The sequence below is a fragment of the Sulfitobacter sp. R86518 genome, from assembly GCF_042466275.1.
GTDB classification, from domain to species: Bacteria; Pseudomonadota; Alphaproteobacteria; order Rhodobacterales; family Rhodobacteraceae; genus Sulfitobacter; species Sulfitobacter pontiacus.
This window is the reverse complement of sequence record NZ_JAXHCA010000011.1, coordinates 1-22,594: the sequence shown is the minus strand read 5'-3', so window position 1 is coordinate 22,594 and position 22,594 is coordinate 1. Positions and strand designations below refer to the sequence as shown.

Annotated in this window: 19 protein-coding genes; 10 read left to right on the top strand and 9 right to left on the bottom strand. The window is 59.7% G+C overall.

What is annotated here, in order from left to right; genetic code table 11:
- Positions 1-456: 456 nt before the first annotated feature.
- The 5 genes from SJY36_RS19035 (at position 457) to SJY36_RS19015 (ending at position 5,790) form a co-directional block, all read left to right on the top strand.
- Positions 457-597: a hypothetical protein gene (locus SJY36_RS19035; RefSeq protein ID WP_197470834.1), complete on the top strand. Its 141-nt coding sequence runs from the start codon at positions 457-459 to the stop codon at positions 595-597.
- On the top strand, positions 594-1,868 hold the full coding sequence (locus SJY36_RS19030; RefSeq protein ID WP_386176893.1) for an AAA family ATPase: 1,275 nt from the start codon (positions 594-596) through the stop codon (positions 1,866-1,868). The genes SJY36_RS19035 and SJY36_RS19030 overlap by 4 nt, the downstream gene beginning before the upstream one ends.
- 391 nt (positions 1,869-2,259) lie before the next feature.
- Positions 2,260-2,595 (top strand): hypothetical protein, encoded by a 336-nt coding sequence (locus SJY36_RS19025; protein WP_386176892.1) that lies wholly within the window; start codon positions 2,260-2,262, stop codon positions 2,593-2,595.
- On the top strand, positions 2,592-5,198 hold the full coding sequence (locus SJY36_RS19020; protein WP_386176891.1) for a DUF927 domain-containing protein: 2,607 nt from the start codon (positions 2,592-2,594) through the stop codon (positions 5,196-5,198). The genes SJY36_RS19025 and SJY36_RS19020 overlap by 4 nt, the downstream gene beginning before the upstream one ends.
- Positions 5,199-5,271: 73 nt before the next feature.
- Entirely contained in the window at positions 5,272-5,790 is a 519-nt protein-coding gene (locus SJY36_RS19015; RefSeq protein ID WP_386176890.1) for a hypothetical protein, read from the top strand.
- A 108-nt stretch (positions 5,791-5,898) separates the two neighbouring features.
- Here SJY36_RS19015 and SJY36_RS19010 read toward each other — a convergent pair whose 3' ends face one another.
- The 7 genes from SJY36_RS19010 to SJY36_RS18980 all read right to left on the bottom strand — a co-directional run bounded on the left by SJY36_RS19010 (position 5,899) and on the right by SJY36_RS18980 (position 13,686).
- The gene (locus SJY36_RS19010; RefSeq protein WP_386176889.1) at positions 5,899-6,927 is read right to left on the bottom strand and encodes an IS30 family transposase; all 1,029 of its coding nucleotides are present in this window, start codon (positions 6,925-6,927) and stop codon (positions 5,899-5,901) included.
- 427 nt (positions 6,928-7,354) lie between these two features.
- Positions 7,355-8,476, bottom strand: a complete 1,122-nt coding sequence (locus SJY36_RS19005; RefSeq protein WP_386176888.1) for a glycosyltransferase — start codon at positions 8,474-8,476, stop codon at positions 7,355-7,357.
- Positions 8,477-8,480: 4 nt separating this feature from the next.
- Positions 8,481-9,455, bottom strand: coding sequence for a glycosyltransferase family 2 protein (locus tag SJY36_RS19000; RefSeq protein WP_386176887.1), 975 nt, complete (start codon positions 9,453-9,455; stop codon positions 8,481-8,483).
- The gene (locus SJY36_RS18995) at positions 9,448-10,605 is read right to left on the bottom strand and encodes a glycosyltransferase (RefSeq protein WP_386176886.1); all 1,158 of its coding nucleotides are present in this window, start codon (positions 10,603-10,605) and stop codon (positions 9,448-9,450) included. Before SJY36_RS18995 ends, SJY36_RS19000 begins: the two co-directional genes overlap by 8 nt.
- 2 nt (positions 10,606-10,607) lie before the next feature.
- Positions 10,608-12,593 (bottom strand): HAD family hydrolase, encoded by a 1,986-nt coding sequence (locus tag SJY36_RS18990; RefSeq protein WP_386176885.1) that lies wholly within the window; start codon positions 12,591-12,593, stop codon positions 10,608-10,610.
- A gap of 376 nt (positions 12,594-12,969) precedes the next feature.
- Positions 12,970-13,317, bottom strand: coding sequence for a HipA domain-containing protein (locus tag SJY36_RS18985; RefSeq protein WP_386176915.1), 348 nt, complete (start codon positions 13,315-13,317; stop codon positions 12,970-12,972).
- Between the two features lie 30 nt (positions 13,318-13,347).
- On the bottom strand, positions 13,348-13,686 hold the full coding sequence (locus SJY36_RS18980) for a helix-turn-helix domain-containing protein (protein ID WP_386176884.1): 339 nt from the start codon (positions 13,684-13,686) through the stop codon (positions 13,348-13,350).
- Between the two features lie 202 nt (positions 13,687-13,888).
- Between SJY36_RS18980 and SJY36_RS18975 the strand changes: the two genes are divergently transcribed.
- The 4 genes from SJY36_RS18975 to SJY36_RS18960 all read left to right on the top strand — a co-directional run bounded on the left by SJY36_RS18975 (position 13,889) and on the right by SJY36_RS18960 (position 19,011).
- Positions 13,889-14,647, top strand: coding sequence for a sulfotransferase family protein (locus SJY36_RS18975; RefSeq protein ID WP_386176883.1), 759 nt, complete (start codon positions 13,889-13,891; stop codon positions 14,645-14,647).
- A gap of 340 nt (positions 14,648-14,987) precedes the next feature.
- Positions 14,988-16,040 carry a pyridoxal-phosphate dependent enzyme gene (locus SJY36_RS18970; protein WP_386176882.1) on the top strand — a complete coding sequence of 351 codons (1,053 nt, stop codon included), beginning with the start codon at positions 14,988-14,990 and terminating at the stop codon, positions 16,038-16,040.
- Positions 16,037-17,587, top strand: coding sequence for an FAD/NAD(P)-binding protein (locus SJY36_RS18965; RefSeq protein ID WP_386176881.1), 1,551 nt, complete (start codon positions 16,037-16,039; stop codon positions 17,585-17,587). The genes SJY36_RS18970 and SJY36_RS18965 overlap by 4 nt, the downstream gene beginning before the upstream one ends.
- Positions 17,584-19,011 carry a Y4yA family PLP-dependent enzyme gene (locus SJY36_RS18960; protein WP_386176880.1) on the top strand — a complete coding sequence of 476 codons (1,428 nt, stop codon included), beginning with the start codon at positions 17,584-17,586 and terminating at the stop codon, positions 19,009-19,011. Before SJY36_RS18965 ends, SJY36_RS18960 begins: the two co-directional genes overlap by 4 nt.
- Positions 19,012-19,054: 43 nt before the next feature.
- Here the strand turns inward: SJY36_RS18960 and SJY36_RS18955 are convergent, their stop codons facing one another.
- Positions 19,055-20,671 carry a BCCT family transporter gene (locus SJY36_RS18955; RefSeq protein WP_386176879.1) on the bottom strand — a complete coding sequence of 539 codons (1,617 nt, stop codon included), beginning with the start codon at positions 20,669-20,671 and terminating at the stop codon, positions 19,055-19,057.
- 155 nt (positions 20,672-20,826) lie between these two features.
- On the opposite strand from SJY36_RS18955, the gene SJY36_RS18950 reads away from it, so the two are divergent.
- Positions 20,827-21,504, top strand: a complete 678-nt coding sequence (locus SJY36_RS18950; RefSeq protein ID WP_386176878.1) for an SOS response-associated peptidase — start codon at positions 20,827-20,829, stop codon at positions 21,502-21,504.
- 6 nt (positions 21,505-21,510) lie between these two features.
- Here SJY36_RS18950 and SJY36_RS18945 read toward each other — a convergent pair whose 3' ends face one another.
- Positions 21,511-22,308: a hypothetical protein gene (locus SJY36_RS18945; protein ID WP_386176877.1), complete on the bottom strand. Its 798-nt coding sequence runs from the start codon at positions 22,306-22,308 to the stop codon at positions 21,511-21,513.
- Positions 22,309-22,594 lie beyond the last annotated feature (286 nt).

Genomic DNA, 22,594 nt, shown 5'->3' with positions numbered 1-22,594 from the left:
TTTAGGGGATGCGATAAAGAAATTATTATTGGCTGAATAACAGAAGAAATTTCGGTGGAAGTACTCAACTAACTTACCAACACACTCGAAGGTCACCTGAATATATCCATTAGTCCCCCTGCCATCCCGTCCAAATCCAATGAACTGGCTATTTCATTCTAAGTCGTCAGCGCAACATTGATGAGGCAAGGACGTCCCAGTTTAGATACCTAAATCTATCAAGATATTGTGTTGCCGATTGAATACAGGGACCACCTCTAAGATTTCAATGGCACCGTCGGTAACTTGACCATCGAGTTACCGACGACCATATTGATCTCATGACATGGCTTATTGGCACCTTCTCGATACGTTGACCCCTCCGCTTTTGCGGAGGCCGTTCAACGTGCGCCTTGCCTAACCCCAATCTTTTTTCGGCATTCGGCGCGTCCTTCCCTTCGACAAGGTGCTCCCCCTATGCGTTCCACGATCAAGCTTGCGACAGCAAAGTCGCGCCTGAATACCCTCACATCCACCTATTCTGTCATCGAAGCCCTCACTTTCGTTTGGACCACATTGGCCACACTGGTTTCATCCCTGCTGGAACTGTTCCAATGACTGCGCGCGAGGTTAAGCAGTACGGTATCCATTGGCTCTTCGGGTGGTCGCGAGTTACCGCCTCGCCGGAGACACTGCGCGGCGAGCTTGCCCTGACACCGCAGATGATGCGTCTGGCATGGACGCATCGCCGTGAGGTGGAACTGCGCTGCTGGCATGAGGTCGCAACGCGGCTTGCGCTCATGTTCTACAATGGAGATCCCGCCAAATATGCTGAGTATCTCGACATTGTGACCCGGGAGTGGTCATTTGCACAGGCCGCCCGTGCATTGCATTCGGCGCGGGAGGCATCGAATAAATCGTCAAATCCTCATGTGAAATTCCGGGAAGCCGTGCGCCGCCACCGCAGCGCATTACACGAAACGCTTTTTACAAAGGACGAAGCCGCCTCCGGCTCCGAAACTACATCGGCCCCAAAGCTCGTACGAATCCACGATTTTACCGGCCCAGCACAGACTACGGCAACGCACGAGAAGGCGCGCTCTCGGGCTGCGTTGCGAAAGGTGCTGGCTGAGCCAAAAAAGATTGCCGGGCCTACGACGCGCCACGCTTGTGACGAGTTATTCGCAGACCTCTACGCAGAAAGCCCATGGCTCGCGCCGGCTCTGACTTACCTTTGGCGCGCGGCGATCGCGCGTGTTGAGCAGTCGGGCAGCTTCGGCCTTTTGCCAGTAGTGCTCAGCGGACCACCGGGATGTGGTAAAACGCATCTGGCCGAACGCATTGGTAAATTGTCAGGATGTGTCCCTCTACGCGTGGACATGACCGGTGCGACCAGTAGCTTTGCCATCGCCGGTGCCGATTATATGTGGAGCACTTCGGGCCCAGGCCGGCCCATCCAACATATCGCAGATCATGGGATCGCTAACCCTGTCGTTGTGCTCGACGAACTGGACAAGCGCGGCATCAGTACGAACGGCGGAGATGCGGCGGACGCTCTTTTGCCAATGCTCGAGCCGACAACATCGGAGGCCTATCAGTCGCCCTATTTGGAAGCCCCGGTAAACCTGAGCCACATCTCTTGGATCATTTGTGTAAACGATATTTCGCACCTCCCACAGCCGATGCTTGATAGATCCCGCGTGTTGACATGTGATATGCCGCAGGGCGCGCACCTAAGCGCCCTCGTCCGCCGGGTGCTGGGGGAAGAGGTCGATCCTCAGGTTGTCGAGTTGGCGACCAAAGCAGTTAAGCGCGGCCGCTCATTGCGATGGCTTCGGCGACTTTCCGTCCAGCTTCAGGCAGCCCTCGATGCACCAATGCTGATGTAATGTAGTTGGGGTTGTTCCCATGTTCCCGGTTCCCCGGGGGGGATAGCCCTCAACTACGGTACAACATACCAATAACTCAAAAAGATTATGACAAACTGCGAATTGCGCGTTCTTTGTTATCGTTGGGAACTGGGAACGTGGGAACGCTGACTGGCGAAAACCACATGCAATATCAGTAGTTTAAATCAGTTATCCACATAAACCCGCATCAGATCCGGTATTTGGGTCTATGCGTTTTCGCAATCAACGCGAATATTAAAGGTACACCGACGCTGACGGAGCGACGGGGTAGCTGACGCCACATCAAAACTACCCCGACACCGTTTCATATCCGCAGGGTCTCATATTCAACTCACGCAGGCAAGAGTTTGCGAACAGAGGAGTTTTGCCAATGCGGCAGACGAACTCAAATCCCAAGAGCAAATCGCACAAGGACACCTGCATCTTCACGAAGGTCAATGCCACCGTGTTGCCCCAGCTGGAGGCGCTCTGCGCCGCCTGGCTGCCGGGCGGCCGCCGTCGTGGCGCCGAATATCTCGCACTTAATCCCACACGCGAAGACCGCCACATCGGCTCCTTTTCAATCAATGTGATTACTGGCCGCTGGGCTGATTTTGCAACGCAGGACCGTGGTGGCGATGCGGTCAGTCTCTATGCCTATCTTAACGGCCTGAGCCAGATCGAAGCAGCGCGCAAGCTGGCGGAAGAAATGGGGGTTGCAGCATGAATGATATGACCAAAATGAACCAGCTGCCGATCTGCAAAACACTCTTCGAGGGTGCCACGCGGGTGATGCCGATTCCGGCTGATACGGCAATCCCGGACTTTTCGGACAAGCGCGGCTTTGCTGGTGCCTATACGTACACGGACGCCCAAGGCGGTATTGTGGGGCTCGCAATCCGCATCAATCTGCCGATGGAGAGCGGGAAGCGCGCCAAGAAGTTCATGAATCTCACGCTGTGGAACGAGGCTGAGCGGGGGCACGTCTGGACATGGCGCGGTCTGCCGAAAGATCGGCCTCTGTATCGCTTGAAGACCCTCTTGGATCGGCCGGATGACGCAGTTCTTATCGTTGAAGGCGAGAAATGCGCCGATGCAGCCGTAGAAGCCTTCCCGAACTGCGTGGCCGTTACGTGGATGGGCGGATGCAACGCTCTCGACATGACCGATCTCGCCCCGCTTTCCGGCCGCAATATCCTCATTTGTCCCGACCACGACGCGCCCGGTCGCGATGCTTGCAATAGGCTGGTCACCAAACTGCAGGATCTGGGGGCAGAGCGCATTCGCACCCTCGACATTGCGCGACTCGGGTCGGCGGTTTCGGGTGACATTCCGGCGGGCTACGACATTGCCGATGCAATCGATGCAGGCCTAACGTCCGCAAGGCTACATGCGCTGATCTTGGGCGACCCCGAGATGCTGCGGGAAGTTCCGATGTTGAAGGGTACTGCGCCGGCGGCGGTGATTGACACCAGCCATTCGTCCGATGAACCGATCAACGTAGAAGAACTGCATGAAGAGGCAGAGGAGGTTTCGAATGGGTCAGATATCCTCGCCTTGATCAATCGCGAATGGAACGTTGAGCTTACTCTGCCGCATGGCTTTGCGATGGACCGCTCAGGCCTGCGTAAGCACGAGCTCAATGGCCGCGGCAACCCTGTTGTCGAGTTCGTCAGTTCTCCCCTTGCCGTCCTCAGTCGCACCCGTACCGGGCCGGAAGGCACCGGATGGGGTTATCTGATCGTACTGCTGACACCACTCGGGAAATGGAAGCTGGTCGTCGTGCCAGCTACAAGTCTGGTCGGGGAGGGTCGCGAACTTTTCACGCTTCTTGCAGCCGAGGGTGTTACCATCCCGCATACACGCGGTGGTCGACAGGCGCTCTTCGAAGTTATCGGCCACACAGATACTAATAACATCGCCGAAGTCGTCTCGCAGCTGGGGTGGTCGGGAGACAGCTTTTGCTTGCCGGACAGGGTCGAACAGCCGCTAGGGTCTCAACGTTGGATAATCCCTAATTCGGGTGACCAGTCGCCCCCCGTGAGCCGCAGCGGCGACCCCAAAAACTGGCAGCAGCTCGCGAGTCTGGCTGCAGGTAACTCCCGTGCAACTATGGCAATTTGCGTTGCTTTCGCTGCCGTGCTCTTGAAGCCATTAAAGGAAGAGAGCGCGATATTCCATATTTTCGGACTGTCATCACGCGGCAAGACGACATTGCTGTCGCTGGCAGCTTCGGTGTGGGGTGATGGCGATAAGAAATCTTTGCGTTCCTGGCTCTCGACGTCGAACGGACTTGAGGGCGTTGCAACTCAGCATAACGATATCCTGCTGGCGCTCGATGAACTGGGTCAGATTTCGCCCGACGAATTGGCGCAGGTCATCTATATGCTCGCAAACGAGGTCGGAAAAGCCCGTGCCGACAAGAACGGACAGGCGCGGGCCTCCGCGCGCTGGAAGACCTTAGTCTTGTCCTCCGGTGAAGTGACCGTGAGTCAACATATGCAGGCCGGAAAGCTCGGAGCGAAGGGGCGGTTGCTCGGCGGACTGGCCACTCGCGCTGTCGATATTCCTATTGAGATCTCAGACGGCTCTGGCCGCAGCTATGAAACCTTGCATGGCTGTTCGAGCGAGGCGGCGTTGGCCGAGCAGATCGTGCAGCTTTCCAAAGAATCTTACGGCCATGCCGGACCGACCTTTGTCGAACATCTCGTCAGGGATCCTGAGCCCCCCCTTGCAACTGCTCGTGAGGTCATCAATGGGTTCCTTGACGACGTAGTTGCCACGGATGATGACCCTCAGGTTCGTCGCGTCGCCAAACACTTTGGGGTGGTCGCCGCAGCTGGTGTGCTCGCGACCAAGTTCGGTGTGGTGCCATGGGCGGATGGGGCAGCCATCGACGCGGTCAAGACCTGCTTTGTGGCATGGCGCGAAGCACGGGGCTCCAGTGCGTCGGAAGATGAGCGAGACGCGATCCGCATCCTCAAGCGGTTTTTCGAACTCAGCGGCCGGAGCCGGTTTGAGCCGATCAATGAAGGGCACAATGAAGATGTGCCCGATCGTCTTGAAGAACGCCCCGTTTACGCCCGCTGCGGTTATCGCACTACGATCCCGGACAAGGACGGTGTTCCCCGCACGGTCTACTACGTGACTTCCGAAGCGTGGCATTCCGAAATCTGTGATGGCCGCGACGGCGAACTCGTCGCCCGGATCGCCCGTAAACACGGCGCGCTCATTCCCGGTGAGGGCACGCGTCTCAAGCGCAAACAGCGCTTGCCGGACTACCCCAACGGCACACGGGTTTACGCCATTCAGCCGGATCTTCTGCCCTAATTCCGATGACCGGCGGGGCTCTTTCGCCGGTCACCTTTCAACCCTTTCCTGCGGCAAACCTTAGGATACTCACATGTACTATCTCATTAGCATCCGTGCCTCTCTCCCTGCCAACGCAATTGACAGCTTCGCCGAATTTGACGCCGCGGCTGTCTGCGATACACCCCTCTGGCTCGAAAGAAATCTCCCGATGCCAGACGGTTGTTTCCGCAAAGTTCACGGCCGCGAAGTCGTAGCCCTTGGCACCTTCAAGGATTTTGACAAAGCCTGCCATGAGCTGAAGATGCTGTTCCCCGCGCGCTCAGAAGCTACCTCCGCCGTCAATCCCTTCGATTGCCTGGTCCCGCTTATCCTGCCAGACACAATCATTACCGGCCGCCGTGCGCTGCCGCCTGCAGAGTTGAATGCCACCGGTACCGCATTTCACGTACAGAAGGCAGCAAAGGATACTGACCTGTCAAAGATGACCGACCATGATCTCGTGAACTTCGATAACTGGCTTCACGCCGAGGCGGGATGGAATGGGTTGCTGCTCGACCCTGCCACCTCGATCTGCGTGCTGAAAGCAATGCGCGCGGGCCACTTGATTTAATTTTCGACCGGTGAGGCCTAGCCCTTACCAGCTCTATGCGCCCGCAAATTGTGGGGATTTTCTGTAGCACGCTTCTCCGCCATGTGAGCGATAACTGAACCGCGACTCCTATTGCCTTTGAGGGTAGGGGTGTTGGCCCAGCTCTTCCATCATCTTTTCACGAAAGACTTCTGCGGGTGTTTTCCATCCCAAGCATTTGCGGGGCGTATTGTTGAGCTGGTCGCAGATTTGTTTGATGTCATGATCTGTCATCGCCCTGATGTCCCGCTTACGGGGCAGCCATCGTCGAGCGCGTCGATTAGTGTTCTCGACTGTTCCTTTTTGCCACGGAGAGGAGGGATCACAGAACCAGGTTTGTGTCCCAATCTCGGCTTGTAGATGCGGCCAGCTGACGAACTCGGTGCCACGGTCAAAAGTAATCGACCGGCGTGCGATCAGGGGCAGATCCTTGATGGCTTTCATGATCTTGCCCATCACCGGCTTGGTGCGTTTATTTGGATTCTTTAATATCACAGTGAACCGGCTAACCCGTTCAACAAGCGACGTCACATTCGTCTGCCCAAGCTTCTGTTCGAACAGCATTAAGTCACCTTCCCAGTGGCCGAACTGACGGCGGTGGGCAACGTCATCAGGCCGGAACAAGATGCTGACATCACGATCAAACTTTGACGGCTGACGCTTGCGCGCACGGCGCGGCGTCCGGTTCTTTCGGTGCAGAGGCAGGTACCACCACAACTCCTGCGCCATGCCTTCTTTAGAATAGATGTAGCGGTAGATCGTCTCTTGGCAGGCACGCAGCTTTGCACCTTCATAGATCATTCGGTTACCGATCTGCTCGGGCGTCCAGCCATTCTTCAGCCGGGACACGATGCTCTGACACAGTTCCGGATGCCGGATCAGTTTGCGTTGCGTAGATCGCCGTCGCTGCGTGCGTTGGTGTGCGGCCATCCCGAAGTACCCGGCGTATTTCTTGGGCAAAGAGTCATCCGCCCAGAAATTGCGTTTGATCTCGCGAAAGATCGTCGACTTATGACGCTGTAGAACACGCGCCATCTCAGCGACAGGGACCTTTGCGAGCCACCAGTCTTCAATTCTACGACGTTCTTGCATGCTCAGTTGCGTGTAAACGGTTCCCATGCGATATTCCTCCTATTAGGTAACTCATTGTTTTTTAATAGGAGTCGCACTTCAAAGTAGCGCGCACCGGCTACAGAAACTGTATCTGATAATTAGGATTATGTAATAATAATAAAACGGCAGCGAAGGCGGGATCACCAATAAGTACAGGTTAGAAGCTTTACTATAAGGTTCCTCGCTGAGCTGACGTTTGTTTTGTAGTCTTGAGGATGTCCGAAATGGGCGCAATTCGCTCTCAACGCTGCGATGTCAAAGGTGAGGTGCGTTCCCAGCACAAGCAGGTTTGTAAAAAGACGTTCATACTCAGACGTATTTGCCTCTCACGCTGCTTCTTGACCGCGGTCAAGTAGGTCTTGCTGGGGGTAGTTGTGTTTCTAGGACGCATTATCGGTGGAATCCACCGAGCCATTTTGAATGCTAAGCCGCCCTAAGACAGAGTATGCCCAACACATGGCAACTTAAAAGCCTCGAACAAAGGCACCTCAAACCCGTGATCTACACTTTCAACTGCTCGGCCATACAACCCCTCATACGCCGCCAGCATATGCTCCAGAGTAAACAACCGCTCTACCCGCATCCGCGCAGCGCTCCGGGAAATGCCGATCGCCTCCCTCAACGCCTCGGCCAACTCCCCAGCATCCGCGCCAGCATAACGCGCCACGTCGCCCGCCACCTCTCGGATTGCGCCATTCTCAACCGCTGCAATCGGCAGACCACACGCCATTGCCTCAATCGCCGCCAGACCGAAAGGTTCATCCCATAGCGGGGTGAACAGCAGGACAGAGGCGCGGGCGATGGCATCGGTCAGGTCAGCGCCTTGCAGGTGACCTCCGTATTGCACACCCCCACCTAATAGCGGTGCAATTTCGGTGTCGAAATAGCCCTGATCCTCAATCGTGCCGTAAATCCTCAGCGGTAGGCCAGCAATCTTAGCCGCCTGAGCGGCCAGATGCGTTCCCTTGGTCGGCGTGATGCGGCCCATCCACACTGCGGTGCCATCGCCCTCTGGACGGAAAGGCCAGTCCGCAAGATCAATGCCATTCGGTACAACGCGGGCGAAGGGAGCGTCTGCCTCATCAAACCACGCTCCCAATTGCCGCTGCGAACAGGTGGTGAACAGAGACCACGGCGCCCCGCCATCGGCGACGGCACGTTTCAATACATCGAACGGCGGCACGTGTAGGGAGGTCACCATCGGGATCCGGTGCCGCGCGGCGAAGCGCGGGGGGAAGCGGTGCAGGGAGTTGTTATGCACCACGTCGAAACCACCCTCGGCCAGGCGCGGGAGGAGGCGTTCGAACGCGGCATCCAGATGTCCGGTCAGCTCCGGCGTGCCGTGCCATTTGTGCCAAGGGAACGCGCGATTATAGTGAACGTCCACAACCGGCTCGACCTTACCGCCCCAGTCGCTGTCACCGGCGGCGAAAAGGGTCACGTCATGACCCCGCGCCCGCAGGCCGCGACAGAGGTGCCAGCAGTGGGCCTCCATCCCGCCCATGAAAGGGCGTGCGATGGGGAAACGCACATGTCCGATGACGGCGATCTTCATGGTGTCACTCCGCCGCGATGGCAGAGATGCGGTCCTCGCCCGCTTGGGCAGCGGCGCGGCGCTCTTCCTCGGTGTCCAGATCGCGCAATAGCTTGTCCATCACCCGGCGGCTGTTGGCGTAGGGCATATCGCCGGTCTGGCGGCACATCTCAAAATCCGTCTCATTAGGTGCGCGCAGAATGGTCAGCGCATCGTCGCTATTGTCGATCAGACCCATGAGATGGAAGGCATGCAGCCAATGGCCCATGGTGCGATGCCCCCAGCGGGTGGCGAAATACTCGGCATTGCGCACCACGGCCTCCACATGGTGGATCGGCGGCATGCAGTGGTCGTGATATTGGTGATAGACCTTGGCCCCCTTCATCCACCAGATGTCGATCCCGCGCGCGTCGAGCACACGACCAAAGTCTGTATCTTCGCCACCATAGCCGAAATAGCCTTCGTCGAACCCGCCGCTACGCGCCCAATCGGCGCGGTGCATGGCGAAGTTGAGCGACCAGAAACAACGGTAATCCTCGCAATAGCGCAGGCCCTCCGCCGGAGGTCCCTGCCGGTCGGAGTGTTTGACGCCGATCTTGTCGAAATGATCGAAATCGAGGCCAGCTTCCGTCGCCCCTTTGGGGAGGTAGGCGACCTCGCCCATCACCAGCCCGCGGCCCTCGTGGCATGCTTCTGCTACATCGGCGACAAGCGCGGGATGCGGGATGCAATCGACATCGACAAAAGCCAAAACGGCGCCGCTTGCCTTGCCTGCCACCGCATTGCGCGCGGCGGCGAGGGGAAGCTCCCCATCGGGGCGGGTGACCTGGATTTGATGGATGGGAAAGGGCGCGTCGGGCATCCCGTCGTATAGCTCATCCTGCATGGCGGCGATCACCAGCTCGCGCGGGGGCACGGTTTGTGCGGCCAGGCCACGGATAACATTGTGCAAATGCGCCTCGCGGCCGCGGGCGATGGTCAGAACGGATACGTCACGCATGGTGAACCTCCTTTAAAGCTGTTGAAATTTTGGGGCGGTCCCATAGGCGATCCGCCAGATTGCCAAGCCACTGCGCGGTGCGGATCGCCGCGGCACTGCCGCCAGCCAAGGCACGTTGCCGCACAGGATCATGCTGGCTCTGCGCTTGCTCAATCGCGGCTCGCCAAGCATGGGCAGAGCTCGGCATATGCGGCAAATGCAGTGCGGCACCGGCTTGGCCCAAGGCGCGGGCTTTCTCCACTTGTTCGTCGAAATAGCGCCACTCCGGCACCACGATCCAAGGCTTCGCGGCGGTGAGCACTTGGGCGCAGGTCGTATTGCCGGTGGACGAGATCATCAGATCCGCCGCTGCGATATAATCGGGCGCGTTGTCGACCCAGCCTTTATGCATCAGGTTCGGCGGCAGCGTCGCATGCCAATCACGCTGCACCTCGCCAATAGTGACCCAGTCCATCTGCGGATAGCTACGCGCGGCGACGCCCAAAGCGGCCTCGGATATCCCGTTGCCGCCCCCGCCACAGACCACCAGCGCCATGGGGCGTTTGCCCAGCTTCATCGTTGTGCGGGCGTCTTCGGGCTTGGGCAGCGACACATTCACCCCCAGCCCCGGAGCGTAGTGGATTTTCTCCGCCCAACCGCGCCAGCTCTCCTGCGCCAAATCCGCATGGAACGGGGCGAGCAAGCCCGCGGCACCGTCATAAGCGGCACGATGCCCGGCATCGCTGCGGTCGCCATGTTGCAGTATTTTGACATGCGGTACCGAACAGAGCCGCGCCAGCTGCGCCACCTCGGCCGAGACATCGACAATCATCAGCTCCGGTGCCTCAGCGGCAAAGAATTGCGCCATCGCGGCCATCGCCTCGCGAATGCCGGACCAGCCGACCGGCGCGCAATGGGTCGTGTCGGGTGTATCGAGCAAAGCGGCGCCATGCGGCTCATCCCCCCGTGCTTCAAACAGAGAGGGCAGCTTTTGCACCGTCACGTTGTCACGCAAAGTCGGGAAAATATCGTCGCGCGCACAGAAAATCCGCACCGGCCGCGCCTCGGGCAGCGCGTTAACAACGGCGGCGCAGCGTTCCGCATGGCCCCGCCCTTGGTGATGCACGAAATAGCCGAAGGGCCGCAGGGGAACGTCAGGAAAATCACGCATGATTATTCGCCCGCCATCAGCATCGGCTGCGGTGTGCGGTAATATTGCACCCCATCCAAAACCCCCATGGCGTGCTTGAGCGAAGACCGATAGACCGAGGCCAGCCCATCCAGCTCCGCCAGCGCATTTGCAGGCAGCACAGCGTTCTCGAAGCGCGAAAGCATATCCAGATCATTGCCGCTATCCCCCGCCACGATCACGCGGTCGTCCGACATCCCACGTCGCGCCGCCTCGAACCGGATCGCGGCAGCTTTGCCGGCCTGCACGGGGATGATGTCGATGAATTTCTCATGGGACGGAATGATGCGGGCCAAGACCCCTGCCTGATGCAACCGCGCCTCGATCGCAGGCACATCGCTGATGGCACCGAACAGGCTGACCTTCCAACGACGCTGGTCATAGACCGGCTGAAACCTCATGCCCAAACCTTGTAACGCAGCGCGCGCCGCTTGCGCGTCCCAATCCTGCGTAACCAGCGCCGCGTAATCCTCACATAGGGTAAACCCACTACCTGAACGACGCCAAATCTCTGTGCCCGTAGAGCTGATGATCGTATCCGGCGTGGGCAAATCCCATTCCGCCAGCACCCGCTGCGCCTCGGCGATGGAGCGTCCGGTGGCGACGGTAAAAGCATAACGCTCCCCCTCGCGCCCGAGCCACTGGGCAAAAGCACGTGCGCCATTGCGACACCCGGTCAGCGTATTGTCGATGTCGCAGGCGAGCAGGTGCTCATGTTGCTGAACAGCGACGGTTTGAATCTGCGGCCTCCGCACCACCCCTTCGATCACCGCTTGCGTCCGCTTCGCCCAAGCCTTCCAGTGGTAGGTTTGCCGCGCAATACGCTGCGCCCGTCGCGCTGCCAGTTCCCGCTCTGGCGCCGTCAGCACGTCACGCAGCCCGCGCGCCAGGCTCGCCGTGTCATAGGGGTCGATCAAAGCGCCAAAACCAAGCTCCGGCAGAATATCCGACGGCCCGCCCGACTGTGTTGCCACCAAAGGCACACCCGCCTGTGCGGCCTCGATCAGGGTCAGCCCAAAGGGTTCGTGAAACGCCGGGTTGCAGAACACGCCGCCTTCCGCCGCCAGTGCATAAAGGTCGCTGATATCCTGCGCGGAGTGTTGCCGCGGCAACGCCACTTTGCCCCAGAGGTCATGGCGGTCGACCCCGTCAAACAGATCCGCAATCACCGAATCACGCTCGCTGCACCCCTGCCCCAAGCCGTCCCGTAGCCCCGCGATAACCACAAGGTTCGCGCGGTCTTGCAGCGTGGGATCAGACGCATAGGCATCGACCAACCGCCGTAGGTTCTTCTTCCGAATGGGCCGCGCAATGGCGAGGATGATGGGTTTGCTCACATCCCGCAGAAACCCACCCAGCATCTCCCGCGCCCGCGCCGCATCGCCCTGCGCCTCTAAGCAAACCCCCGGTCCAATCCGATGCGCGCGCCCTTCCGCAGCCGGCACCAACTTCGGAATTTGCCGCTCAACCTCATCACGGGACGAGGCAATAATCGCATCCGCCTCTGCCAGCGCACGCGTCTCCCGCGCAATCCGCGCCCTTAACTCGGCCGAAGGCACTTCCCCCGGCCCCAACTTCTCCGCCCCCAGCGAATGCGCGGTATACAGCACCGGAATCCCGAACCTCTCCCGCACCGCCAGCGCCAGCTCCGCCGCATCCGCAAAATGCGCATGGATCACATCCGGCCGCGCCGCGCCCATGTCTTCAAGCGTCTCTAACAAAGCGTTTTGCAGCGAAGGAAGCTCCCCCACCAAATCACCCTTTTCCAAATACTCAGCCCGATCCGACGCCAGACGCACCACCCGACACTTGGGCGCAATCCTTTCCTCGGCCTGCGCAAAAACAGCCCCCAACTCCGGCGCATCAAACAGCCGCGTCACAATCGTAACGTCTTCAACCCCAGGGAGTTTTGCTTGCGCCATCGCAGCGCCAAGAACATATGCGATATGCCCACCGGTATCTTCCGTCATGCCGTACTTAACGGGCGGAGCGGATAGACATCCGCCCAGCGAAATATGCATGATGCGCATATCAGCCTCCAAAAATTTTGCTTTATTCAGAGCTGCAAAAACGCGAGCCTCGCAAAGATAACAGTAAAGTTACCTTATGGTTCCCGTAGGAATTGCGATTTGTTTACCAAAACTAAGCGCAGCCATATTTCACGATAGGTGGTGGCGGCTTAGTTTGCGAAACGAAATTAGAATACTGCCTCAAGGGCCTTTTCTAACATCCCGCAACGAGGCCAAGCTACCTGTAAGCCCATCAAATGCGAACTCACGCAAAAACGCCCGTTCCCATAACGCGGTATAATCTGCCGGCGTCAAATCCACGTCTCGGGCCATCTCGTCAAACAGATCGCGGATCGCCTCGACCTGACCGAGAATGACCCTTTCTGCTCGCCCCTGATCCAACCCAAAAACTACCGGCCGCATCCAGTGCCAAAGAAAGGTTCGCGCGGTGATCTGTCCCCCGTACCGCCATGGCCTGATTGGCTTCATATGATGCCCGCGGGCGTGGGTCGATGTCGTAGCCGGGCGTCAATTGAAGCTGTCCCCCCGTCCAGAATCCAGCGTGGTTGCGGGCGTAATCATCGGTATTACCGACGAGAATGTTGAAGCACATACGCGCGAATAACTCTTGCAGATCCGCGCTTGGCGTGACGCTCACTGTCCGCAGATGGGTGGCAAGATCCAGACATAGAGAGTATTGTTCGGTTTCAGCAGGTCAGAAGTCATTGTCTACCTTCCTGCGGCTGGCTTGGAAGGCGCGCTGACGCAACAGGGCATTTGTCCGCCGTTCGGTGGCAAGCCGCGCGGTTAGGCGTTCGTTGTCCTCCTCGAAAAGCGAAACACCCAGGATAGTGGCGATTTCGAAAACGGCACCAAGGGATACGGTCATATCGCCTTTCTCCACCCGTGACAGCAGCGGGCGAGAGACCCCTGCCCGTTCCGCCAATTCTTGCGCGGTCATGTTCCGCTCCAACCGCGCGGCGCGGATCATCAGTCCCAAAAGCTCTGCAGCCTTTCGGGCGGTTGGCGAATATGGGCGTGTTGGTTTAGGCATCAGTATCCAGAATAATTTGTAATATTTATATTACATAATGCGACGTAATGATACTTATACGTTACACTTCCGCAAATTTTCACCAAACTCAATCATCGTGGTCCCGCCTATCTTCGACTTCACCGTTGCCCCTGCTGCTATAGCGTCCCTTGCCACCCCTCCCCCACAGCCTACCTGATTTTCGCAAGACAAAGGGGCCTCCATGACACCACATCGCTATATCTTCGTCGGCGGGTTACACCGCTCCGGCACCAGCCTCGTGGCGCGGCTGATCGGCGATTTACCCGGTGTCAGCGCGATCAACGCCGCCCCAGTGCCGGAGAATGAGGGCGTCTACCTGCAGGGTGCCATCCCCCACACCGCGCGGCATGGCGTGCCCATGCATTTCGCCACCGACCCCGCGCAGCACCATATCGAAGGATCGCATTTCGACAGGTTAGAGACACAAATGCGGTTGGAGCGGGATTGGGCACCCTATTTCAACGATGCCCCATGGCGGGTCGAAAAGTCGCCCGTAAACCTGACGCGGATGCGGCTGTATCAGCAGCTCTTCCCTCTGTCGCAATTCGTCGTCGTGACCCGCCATCCAGAGGCGGTTGCCGCGGCCACCTCCAAATGGGTCGACATGGCCCCCGCGGCGATGATGGATCACTGGCTGGACGCCTATGACATCGTAAGGCGCGATCTCGATTACCTGCATGCCGTGATCACCATCCGATACGAAGATCTCGTGGCTGACCCTACCGCAGCCTTGGCGCGTTTAGCCGCGTTTCTGGATGTGGATACGGTGCCCGCGCCGTCCGATATCCGGGATGGCAATCAGGATTATGCGGGGACGACCACGCTCTCTCCCGCTCAGGCGGAGCGTGCGGCGGCGTGCGGCGGCGTGGGGATATGGTGTGGGACTGCAGGCTCAGCCTTGGGCTGGCGTGACCCGCCACCCTCTGCGGCGCATTGCTGAGAATGTTGAAGCGGCGGCGGGTGGGGCAACGTTGCCCTAATTGCTGCTTACCACGAAGAATGACGCTATACCAAGCGTTAGAGACACATATTGTCGCCCCACGCCCCGAGCCCACATAACCTCCGGCCTCCCAATTCCATCTCAGTTACACACAAGACGGAACTTTATCCCGCCCACGAGGTTCAATTTTAAATAGCAATTTCGACCATCGTTCTCTTCCTCGCAACCCCGTTTCCCTCCACCTGAGGGCTCAACAACGAAGTGAAAGAGACGCAACACGATCCGCGACGGCGCGGTCCTGCGCCGCCGGAGAGACTTGGCTTCCCGAAAGGCTGCGCAGATGAATATTCGTACTCAGGTAAAGACCCACTCCCACACGGCGACGCCTTTTGCAACGACGCGGATCGCGGACAATGTGCTCGACCTCATCGGCCAGACGCCGATGGTGCGCCTGCCCCGCTATCTCGACCGCGAGGATGTTAACTTGGTCGCTAAAGTCGAGGCGCTGAACCCCGGTGGCAGCGCCAAGGACCGGCCCGCGCGGCACATGATCGAACGCGCTTTGGCGGACGGTCGGCTCAAGGCTGGCGATACGGTGGTTAAATCCTCCTCCGGCAACATGGGCATCGGGCTGGCGCAGGCTTGTGCGGTGCATGGGCTGCAATTCATCTGCGTTGTCGACCCCAATGCGCAGTCCCAGAACGTAGCGATTATCCGCGCTTTGGGCGGCCAGATCGAGTTGGTGGATCACGCGCCTGACGGTGATTTCCTCGCCGCGCGTCTGGATCGGGTCGCCAAGCTTTTGGAAGAAGACTCCCGCCGTTTTTGGCCCAACCAATATGCAAATCTCGACAACCCAGAGTCCCACGAACTCGGCACCATCGCCGAGATCGACGCAGCGCTTGGCGGGCAGATCGATGTGCTTTTCGTCGCGTGTTCCAGCACCGGCACCGCGCGAGGGTGTCGCGACTATCTGCGCCGGATGGGGCGCAAAACCAAGGTCGTCGCGGTAGATGCCATGGGCAGCACGCTGTTCAACGGCACCGCAGGCCCGCGTAAAATCTCGGGCATGGGCGCGGGTCGTATTCCCGAGCTGGCCAAGGGGCAGGAGTTTGATGACCTCGTTCGTGTCTCCGATGTGACCTGCGTTGCCGGCTGCCGCCGCGCCGTTGCGCGCGAAGGTCTGCTAGTCGGCGGTTCCGGCGGTGGTGTGCTTGAGGCGGTGCGCGGGATGCAGGACGCGCTCGCCGGTCTGACCGTCGCGGCGATCATCCACAACTCTGGCTCGCGCTACTTGGGCACCGTCTTCGATCCCGAATGGGTCGAGCGGGAGCTGGGAATTTGCGAGGCGGATGTGACCGCATTGGCAGGATTGGCCCCTGCGGATTCATGAGCGACACAGAGATTGCCATCGTCGGCTGCGGGCCCAAGGGGCTCTACGCGCTGGATAGCCTGTGCGAGGCGGCGCGGCGCAGACCGCAGCACCGGTTTACCGTCCATATTTTCGAACCCTCGGCGCATCCCGGGGCGGGGCCGATCTATAATCCGCGCCAGCCGGAGGTGCTGCTGATGAACTTCCCCGCTGGTCTGATCAACGCTTGGACGGGCGGGCGCGGGCCGTCGTTTCTGGAATGGGCGGCTAAAAGCCCGAAGCCCGTCGATGCTGGCGACTATGTGCCACGTGCGCATGTGGGGCGGTATCTTTTCTGGAGCTTCGAGCGTGTCGTCGCACAAGCCCCGTCGAATGTGAGACTAATCCGGCGTAAAACACCCGTCAAGGTGGTGAACCGTAACGGGGATCGCTGGCACATCTCTCCACAAAACGTCACCGTTGATTATGTCCTGATCACCACCGGTCACCAAGACGGGTTTCGCCACAGCGAGACCACCACGCACGACCATATCCCCTCCCCCTTCCCTATTGATCAGCGTCTGACCCAGACCGCTGTGCCGCCCAAATCTACCGTGCGCTGCAGAGGCTTCGCGCTCACTTTTATCGATACGATGCTCGCGCTGACCGAAGGGCGCGGCGGGGCCTTCGCCCTCTCCGCCACCGGCTATACCTATACCCCCTCGGGAGCGGAGCCACGCCACATCGCCCCCTTCAGCCGCAGTGGTCGCCCGATGCGTGCCAAGGTCGAGGCCGCACTGTTCACCCAACCGCAAGACGACGCCTTCTGGGACGAACGACGCGCCGAGCTTTCGCACATCCTGCGCACCCCTAACGCCACCTTCACCCACCACATTTGGCCCGCGTTTTTGTCATTTTCCGATCAGGTTCTGGGCAACCCCTCCGGCACCAGCGCCGACTTCTTCACCCACCGGACCAACACCACCTTCACCCCCGATGAAATCCGCCAAGACCTGCGCATCGGCTATGACATCGCCATGGGGCGCCGCGCGCAAGACAGCGCTTGGGCCCTGGCCGAGGTCTGGCGCCGCTGCTATCCGCAGCTCATCAACTGGATTAGCCATTGCGAGATAACCCCCGACGATGCCCACCACTTCCGCCAGATCGCGGCAGAGATGGAGCGGCTCGCCTTCGGCCCGCCCGCGCAGAATATCGGCAAGCTGATCACGCTGGAACAGGCGGGCACCGTCAGCTTTGACCATATGTCGGGCGAGGCCATGGCAGATGTCACGATCAACGCCACGATCCCGCCCGCTGGCGGTGCCGAGCTTGCCGCCCCGCTCGACGGACTTTTGCGCGACGGGCACCTCAGTATCGGCACAATGGGCAGTGTTAGGGTCGATAAAAACGCCCACGCCCTGACACGCGACGGCATCGCCAAGGGCCTCTCCGTCATCGGCCGCGCCACCGAAGGCTGCGTGCTTGGCAATGATACGTTGTCGCGGTCCCTCCATGATCTTCCCGAAAAATGGGCAGCCGCCGTCGTGCAAAGCGCCCGCCAATCCAACGCGCTGGAGCCTTCCCTATGACCATCCCCCAATCGATCTTCAGCCCCTGCCACGGCGTCGTGCCCCTGCGCCCGCGGCTGGAAAACTGGATGGCAGAACTGCTGCAGGATCGCCACCGTCTCGACGCGTTGACCGACCGCTTTGGCGCGCCGCTCAACATCCAGTCGGTCGATCCCTTCCGCCGCAATATCGCGCAGCTGACCGATTGTGTGACCGACTATGGCCTGCCCTTCCTGCCCATGTTTGCGCGCAAGGCGAATAAATGTCTCAGCTATGTGCAGGCCGCGCGCGATATGGGCATCGGCATCGATACGGCCAGCCATGCAGAGGTGGAACAATGCCTTGAACAGGGGCTGCCGGGCGATCGGATCGTTTGCACCGCGGCCGTCAAGGACCGTGCGCTGATGACCCTTTGTGTGGGTGGCGGCGTGACTGTGATCCTTGATAATGAGGATGAGCTGGAGCTGTTGGAGGACGTGGCCGAAGGCGCGACCAAGCCCGTCTCTGTCGGTCTGCGCCTCAACGGGTTCGAGCGTGACGGCACCAAACTCTATTCGCGTTTCGGCTTTCCGCTGACGCAAATTCCTACCCTCGCCGCGCGCATCGCCGCGTCGGAAACGCTCCGCCTCGACGGGCTGCATTTCCACCTCAACGGCTATAGCGCCGAGGATCGCATCGCCGCGATCCTGCAAACGCTCCCCCTGATCCACAAGATCAAGGGCGACAGCACCGCGCCTTTCTTCCTCGACATCGGCGGCGGCATCCCGATGAACTACCTCGATGACGCGGCGGAGTGGGAGGTATGGCTGGCCGAGCTTGACCTCGCCCTCGCCGGTGACCGCACCCCCATCACCCAACATAACGACGGGCTCGGACGCAAAGCGGGCGGTGAGGGTAAGGTCGACAGTTACCCCGTCGCGCAAACGCTGGTGCAAGAAGACTGGATGCGCCGCATCCTCGACCACATGGCCGACGGTCAAACCGTGGCCGCACATCTGAGGGATGCCCATATTTCCCTGCGTTGCGAGCCGGGTCGGTCTCTGCTGGACGGCTGCGGCATGACCCTCGCCCGTGTTGCCTTTTGCAAGCGCGACAGCGCCGGCACCCCCGTGATCGGCGTGCAAATGAACCGCACCCAATCCCGATCCGGCTTTGCCGAATTCGCGCTCGACCCGCTGATGGTCCTCGCCCCCGGTCCGCGCAAAGAGGCGATCGAAGGCTACCTCGCCGGCACCTATTGCACCGAAAGCGAATGGCTGACGCGCCGCAAAATGGCCTTCCCCCAAGGGGTCAAAGCAGGCGACCTCATGATCTTCCCCAACACCGCCGGCTACCTGATGCATTTCCTCGAAAGCCGCTCTCACCAATTCCCATTGGCGCGGAACGTGTTTGTGACGGAAGGTAATGCGGGGGCCGTCGCGCTGGATGATATCGACGCGGGGTAATCGGCAAACCGGCGCGCCCCTTCAAGCGCGCCGGTGGCCTATCTTACGCCCGCGGTTCGCTGCGCAGACCTTTGTAGATCGTGTAGCACATCACCAGCATCAGGATGCTGAATGGCACGCCGGTGGCCGTGACCCCTGCTTGCAGCGCCGACAAACCGCCGCCGATCAGCAGCACGATGGCGATCAGCCCTTCGACCACACACCAGAAGATCCGCTGCGGCACCGGCGCGTCGATCTTGCCGCCTGCGGTGATCGTATCCACCACCAGCGATCCGGAATCCGAGGATGTCACAAAGAACACCAGCGCCAGCACGATCGCGATGGTGGATGCGGTCTTGGTGAACGGCAGCTCGTTCAACATGCCAAAAAGGCTCAGCTCCGGCGAATAGCTGTCGATGACGTTTGCCTTGACCAGCGACGTCTCGGGGGAGGTCAGGATCTGGTCGATGGCGATGCCGCCAAAGACCCCCATCCAGACAAAGATGATCAACGACGGGATCAGCAGAACGCAGACGATAAACTCCCGCACCGTGCGCCCTTTGGAGACACGCGCGATGAACATGCCGACGAAAGGCGCCCAGGACACCCACCAGGCCCAATAGAACGCCGTCCACCCCTCGCGGTAGGAGTCATCTGTGCGGCCAAAGGGGTTCGACAGCGGGATCAGCTCTTGCGTGTAGGCGATCAGGCCCGTCCAGAAACCGCTTAGCCCGATCAGCGTCGGCCCTGCAAAAAGCACGAAGAGGAAGAACAGGATCGCGACGCCCATATTGACCTCGGACAGTACCTTTACCCCGCCGTCCAACCCGCGCCAGACCGAGACAAGGGCGACGGCCGTGACCAGAATGATAATGATCACCTGCACATTCGTCGAAATCTCGAGCCCGAAGGCAAAGTTGAAGCCCGCATTGGCCTGCTGCGCCCCGAGACCCAGCGAAGTTGCCAAGCCAAACAGCGTCGCAAAGACCGCCAGAATGTCGATGATATGGCCGGACCAGCCCCAAACCCGTTCGCCCAGGATTGGGTAGAAACAGGACCGGATCGAGAACGGCAGGCCCTTGTTATAGGTGAACAGCGCCAAGGCCAGCGCCATGATCGCGTAAACCGCCCAACCGTGCAGCCCCCAGTGATAGAAGGTCGCGGCCAGCCCCATCGCACGGGCAGCCTCTACATTCTCGGCAATGATCGACCCGTCAGCGGCAATGGGCGACGGCACCCCAAGCGGGCCCGACACGTTCATGTGATAGACAGGTTCGAGCACGCCAAAGAACAGCAGCCCGATCCCCATACCGGCGGCAAACAGCATCGCGAACCACGCGGGGTAGGAATATTCTGGCACCGCATCCTCGCCCCCCAAACGCACCTTGGACATGGGCAGAAAGATCAGCACGATGCAGAAGATCACAAAGAAATTCACGATAATCATGAACATCCAGTCGAGCTTGGTGGTAGCGAAATCACGCACCGCGAGAAAGACAGCTCCCGCTTGATCAGGAAAGATCATCGTCAGCAGCACAAAAACCACCGAGGTGATGCCCGAGATCACGAAAACGGGGTTGTGAATGTCAAAGCCGATAGGGCCAAGGCTGCCATCGATATTGTCCTGACCGACCTCGAAATCAGTCTCTATCTCGCCGTTTTCTGACGTGGGGTCGGTCATGCTCTCTCCATTCCTATGGCTTATTGTTCGTCTCTAATGCCGTAAACTTGCGTGTCCCTAAGGTTGAACTAGATCGCCTTACGGGAATGTCCTGCATAATTTGTGGTATGGGTTGAAAGCCCGAACCCCTCACAGCCGGAAACGGAGCGCCGAAGATGTGCAACCTCTACGCCAATACCCTCGCCCCGACCCTCATGCGGCAGCTGTTCAAGGTGCGCGCCGAAAACGACCAGCTTGGCAATGCGCAGCCGCTGACCGCGATCTTCCCTAAGGGCACGGCGCCCGTCGTGGCGCTGGATGAGGGTGGCAACCGCGTGCTGCGCAATACGCATTGGGGGTTCGTGCTGCCGCAAACCTCCAAGAAAACCGGCAAGCCGATCCAGCCCAAGGCGGTGAACAACGCGCGGGATGACAAACTGCGCAGCTCTCCCTTCTGGAAGGCCAGCTTTACCGAACGCCGCTGCCTGATCCCCGCCTCCAGCTTCTGCGAGGCGAAGGGGCGCAATCCGGCGACCTATGTCTGGTTTGGCGTGGGCGGCGACACAAAGCGCCCGCCCTTCGCCCTCGCCGGGATCTGGCGCAGCTTTGCGGGCAACTACGGAACAGAATATCGCGAGCTCACCACATCCTCGATGATCACGACCACCCCGAATGAGCTGGTGAAGGACACCCACCCTGACCGGATGCCCGCGATCCTGGCCCCTGAGGACTACGAGGCATGGCTGACCGCTCCGGCAGAGGACGCATTCCGCCTTATTAGACCCTATCCCGCGGAAAAAATGGTGATCCACCAGCAGGGTGAAGATCTGAAATCCGACCACGGCGGGATATAGGCCCGCTTACCCCTCTTCGGGGCGCAGGGTATAGCTCTTGGCCCACTCCTGGAATGTCTCGTCGAACTGATCCTCCGGCACATGCTCTAACCCCGGCAGCTCGCGCAGCAGAATATCAAGGTTGCGACGGTCCTGCGCCGACATCTCCGGGTGCGCTCTCAGCTGCGCCAGCTTCTGCGGCAAGCGCCGTTCCTCGCGCACCGTGCTGAAATAGAGCGCATAGGGAATGGCCTTGATCTGCGCCACCAGCGTCGCGAATTGCGGCAGCAGGATCTGGCTGAACTGCGCTGTCCCCGGTGTATGCACATCTGACAGCGCGAGAATAGCTCGCCCGGTAGAGACTGCTTGGGTCGTGGAGTAGACGAAACTGACCGATAGGGTCAGCACCACCATCCCCGACACGCCGATCAACGTCGCCACCACGCCCCAAAGCGCCCCGCTGCTCTCATATGTGCCACCGCCTAGGGTCGACAACAAATGCCCGGCATAGATCGCCTTTTCCAGCACACCCGCCGGTACGCCCGAGCTTTGCGAAACCACCGACCCCGCCTGACCCGACAAGATCAACGTCCAGCTCAGGCACATCAGGATAATCCACGCCGCCCCGATGCTGACCACCACAAGCGGGCCGCAAACACGATGCACCCAATTCTGTTTCGGCAAACAACGGATAAGGCAAAACGTCCCCCGCGCCACCCTTGGGGCGAGCGGACCATTGGCCCCCACCCCCAGCGTCGACATGACGACATCTGCCGTCACGACTAGCAATAAACAGATGCCAAGGATCGCTGATATCATCGCCATGCTACTCCATCTTCAGGCCGGGCGACCCCATAGGAAATGGCAGCCCGATCCGCATCAGGCTGCCACAAGTTGTTTCAAATTGCGCAGACCTTACGCCTGCTCACCAAAATCACGCCGCCGCGCGGTCAGGTGTCAGCCCGCCCAGCTTTTCGCTCAGCGCCTCATACTGCTGCGTCAGGAACTGCAATTCCGCATCCCCCGCGGCATAAGGCTCGATCGCGCGGTCATAAGCGTCCAGCACATCCGCCTCGTATTTGCGCACCTGCGCCTCGACCCCATCAGCCCC

Excerpts from the sequence above, each read along its gene's own strand:
- SJY36_RS18950 (WP_386176878.1), top strand. The coding sequence starts at position 20,827 with ATGTGCAACCTCTACGCCAATACCCTCGCCCCGACCCTCATGCGGCAG.
- SJY36_RS18990 (WP_386176885.1), bottom strand. The coding sequence starts at position 12,593 with ATGACGGAAGATACCGGTGGGCATATCGCATATGTTCTTGGCGCTGCG.
- SJY36_RS18975 (WP_386176883.1), top strand. The coding sequence starts at position 13,889 with ATGACACCACATCGCTATATCTTCGTCGGCGGGTTACACCGCTCCGGC.
- SJY36_RS18945 (WP_386176877.1), bottom strand. The coding sequence starts at position 22,308 with ATGGCGATGATATCAGCGATCCTTGGCATCTGTTTATTGCTAGTCGTG.
- SJY36_RS19030 (WP_386176893.1), top strand. The coding sequence starts at position 594 with ATGACTGCGCGCGAGGTTAAGCAGTACGGTATCCATTGGCTCTTCGGG.
- SJY36_RS19015 (WP_386176890.1), top strand. The coding sequence starts at position 5,272 with ATGTACTATCTCATTAGCATCCGTGCCTCTCTCCCTGCCAACGCAATT.
- SJY36_RS19010 (WP_386176889.1), bottom strand. The coding sequence starts at position 6,927 with ATGGGAACCGTTTACACGCAACTGAGCATGCAAGAACGTCGTAGAATT.
- SJY36_RS18980 (WP_386176884.1), bottom strand. The coding sequence starts at position 13,686 with ATGCCTAAACCAACACGCCCATATTCGCCAACCGCCCGAAAGGCTGCA.
- SJY36_RS19035 (WP_197470834.1), top strand. The coding sequence starts at position 457 with ATGCGTTCCACGATCAAGCTTGCGACAGCAAAGTCGCGCCTGAATACC.
- SJY36_RS18970 (WP_386176882.1), top strand. The coding sequence starts at position 14,988 with ATGAATATTCGTACTCAGGTAAAGACCCACTCCCACACGGCGACGCCT.
- SJY36_RS19000 (WP_386176887.1), bottom strand. The coding sequence starts at position 9,455 with ATGCGTGACGTATCCGTTCTGACCATCGCCCGCGGCCGCGAGGCGCAT.
- SJY36_RS19025 (WP_386176892.1), top strand. The coding sequence starts at position 2,260 with ATGCGGCAGACGAACTCAAATCCCAAGAGCAAATCGCACAAGGACACC.
- SJY36_RS19020 (WP_386176891.1), top strand. The coding sequence starts at position 2,592 with ATGAATGATATGACCAAAATGAACCAGCTGCCGATCTGCAAAACACTC.
- SJY36_RS18995 (WP_386176886.1), bottom strand. The coding sequence starts at position 10,605 with ATGCGTGATTTTCCTGACGTTCCCCTGCGGCCCTTCGGCTATTTCGTG.
- SJY36_RS19005 (WP_386176888.1), bottom strand. The coding sequence starts at position 8,476 with ATGAAGATCGCCGTCATCGGACATGTGCGTTTCCCCATCGCACGCCCT.
- SJY36_RS18960 (WP_386176880.1), top strand. The coding sequence starts at position 17,584 with ATGACCATCCCCCAATCGATCTTCAGCCCCTGCCACGGCGTCGTGCCC.
- SJY36_RS18955 (WP_386176879.1), bottom strand. The coding sequence starts at position 20,671 with ATGACCGACCCCACGTCAGAAAACGGCGAGATAGAGACTGATTTCGAG.
- SJY36_RS18965 (WP_386176881.1), top strand. The coding sequence starts at position 16,037 with ATGAGCGACACAGAGATTGCCATCGTCGGCTGCGGGCCCAAGGGGCTC.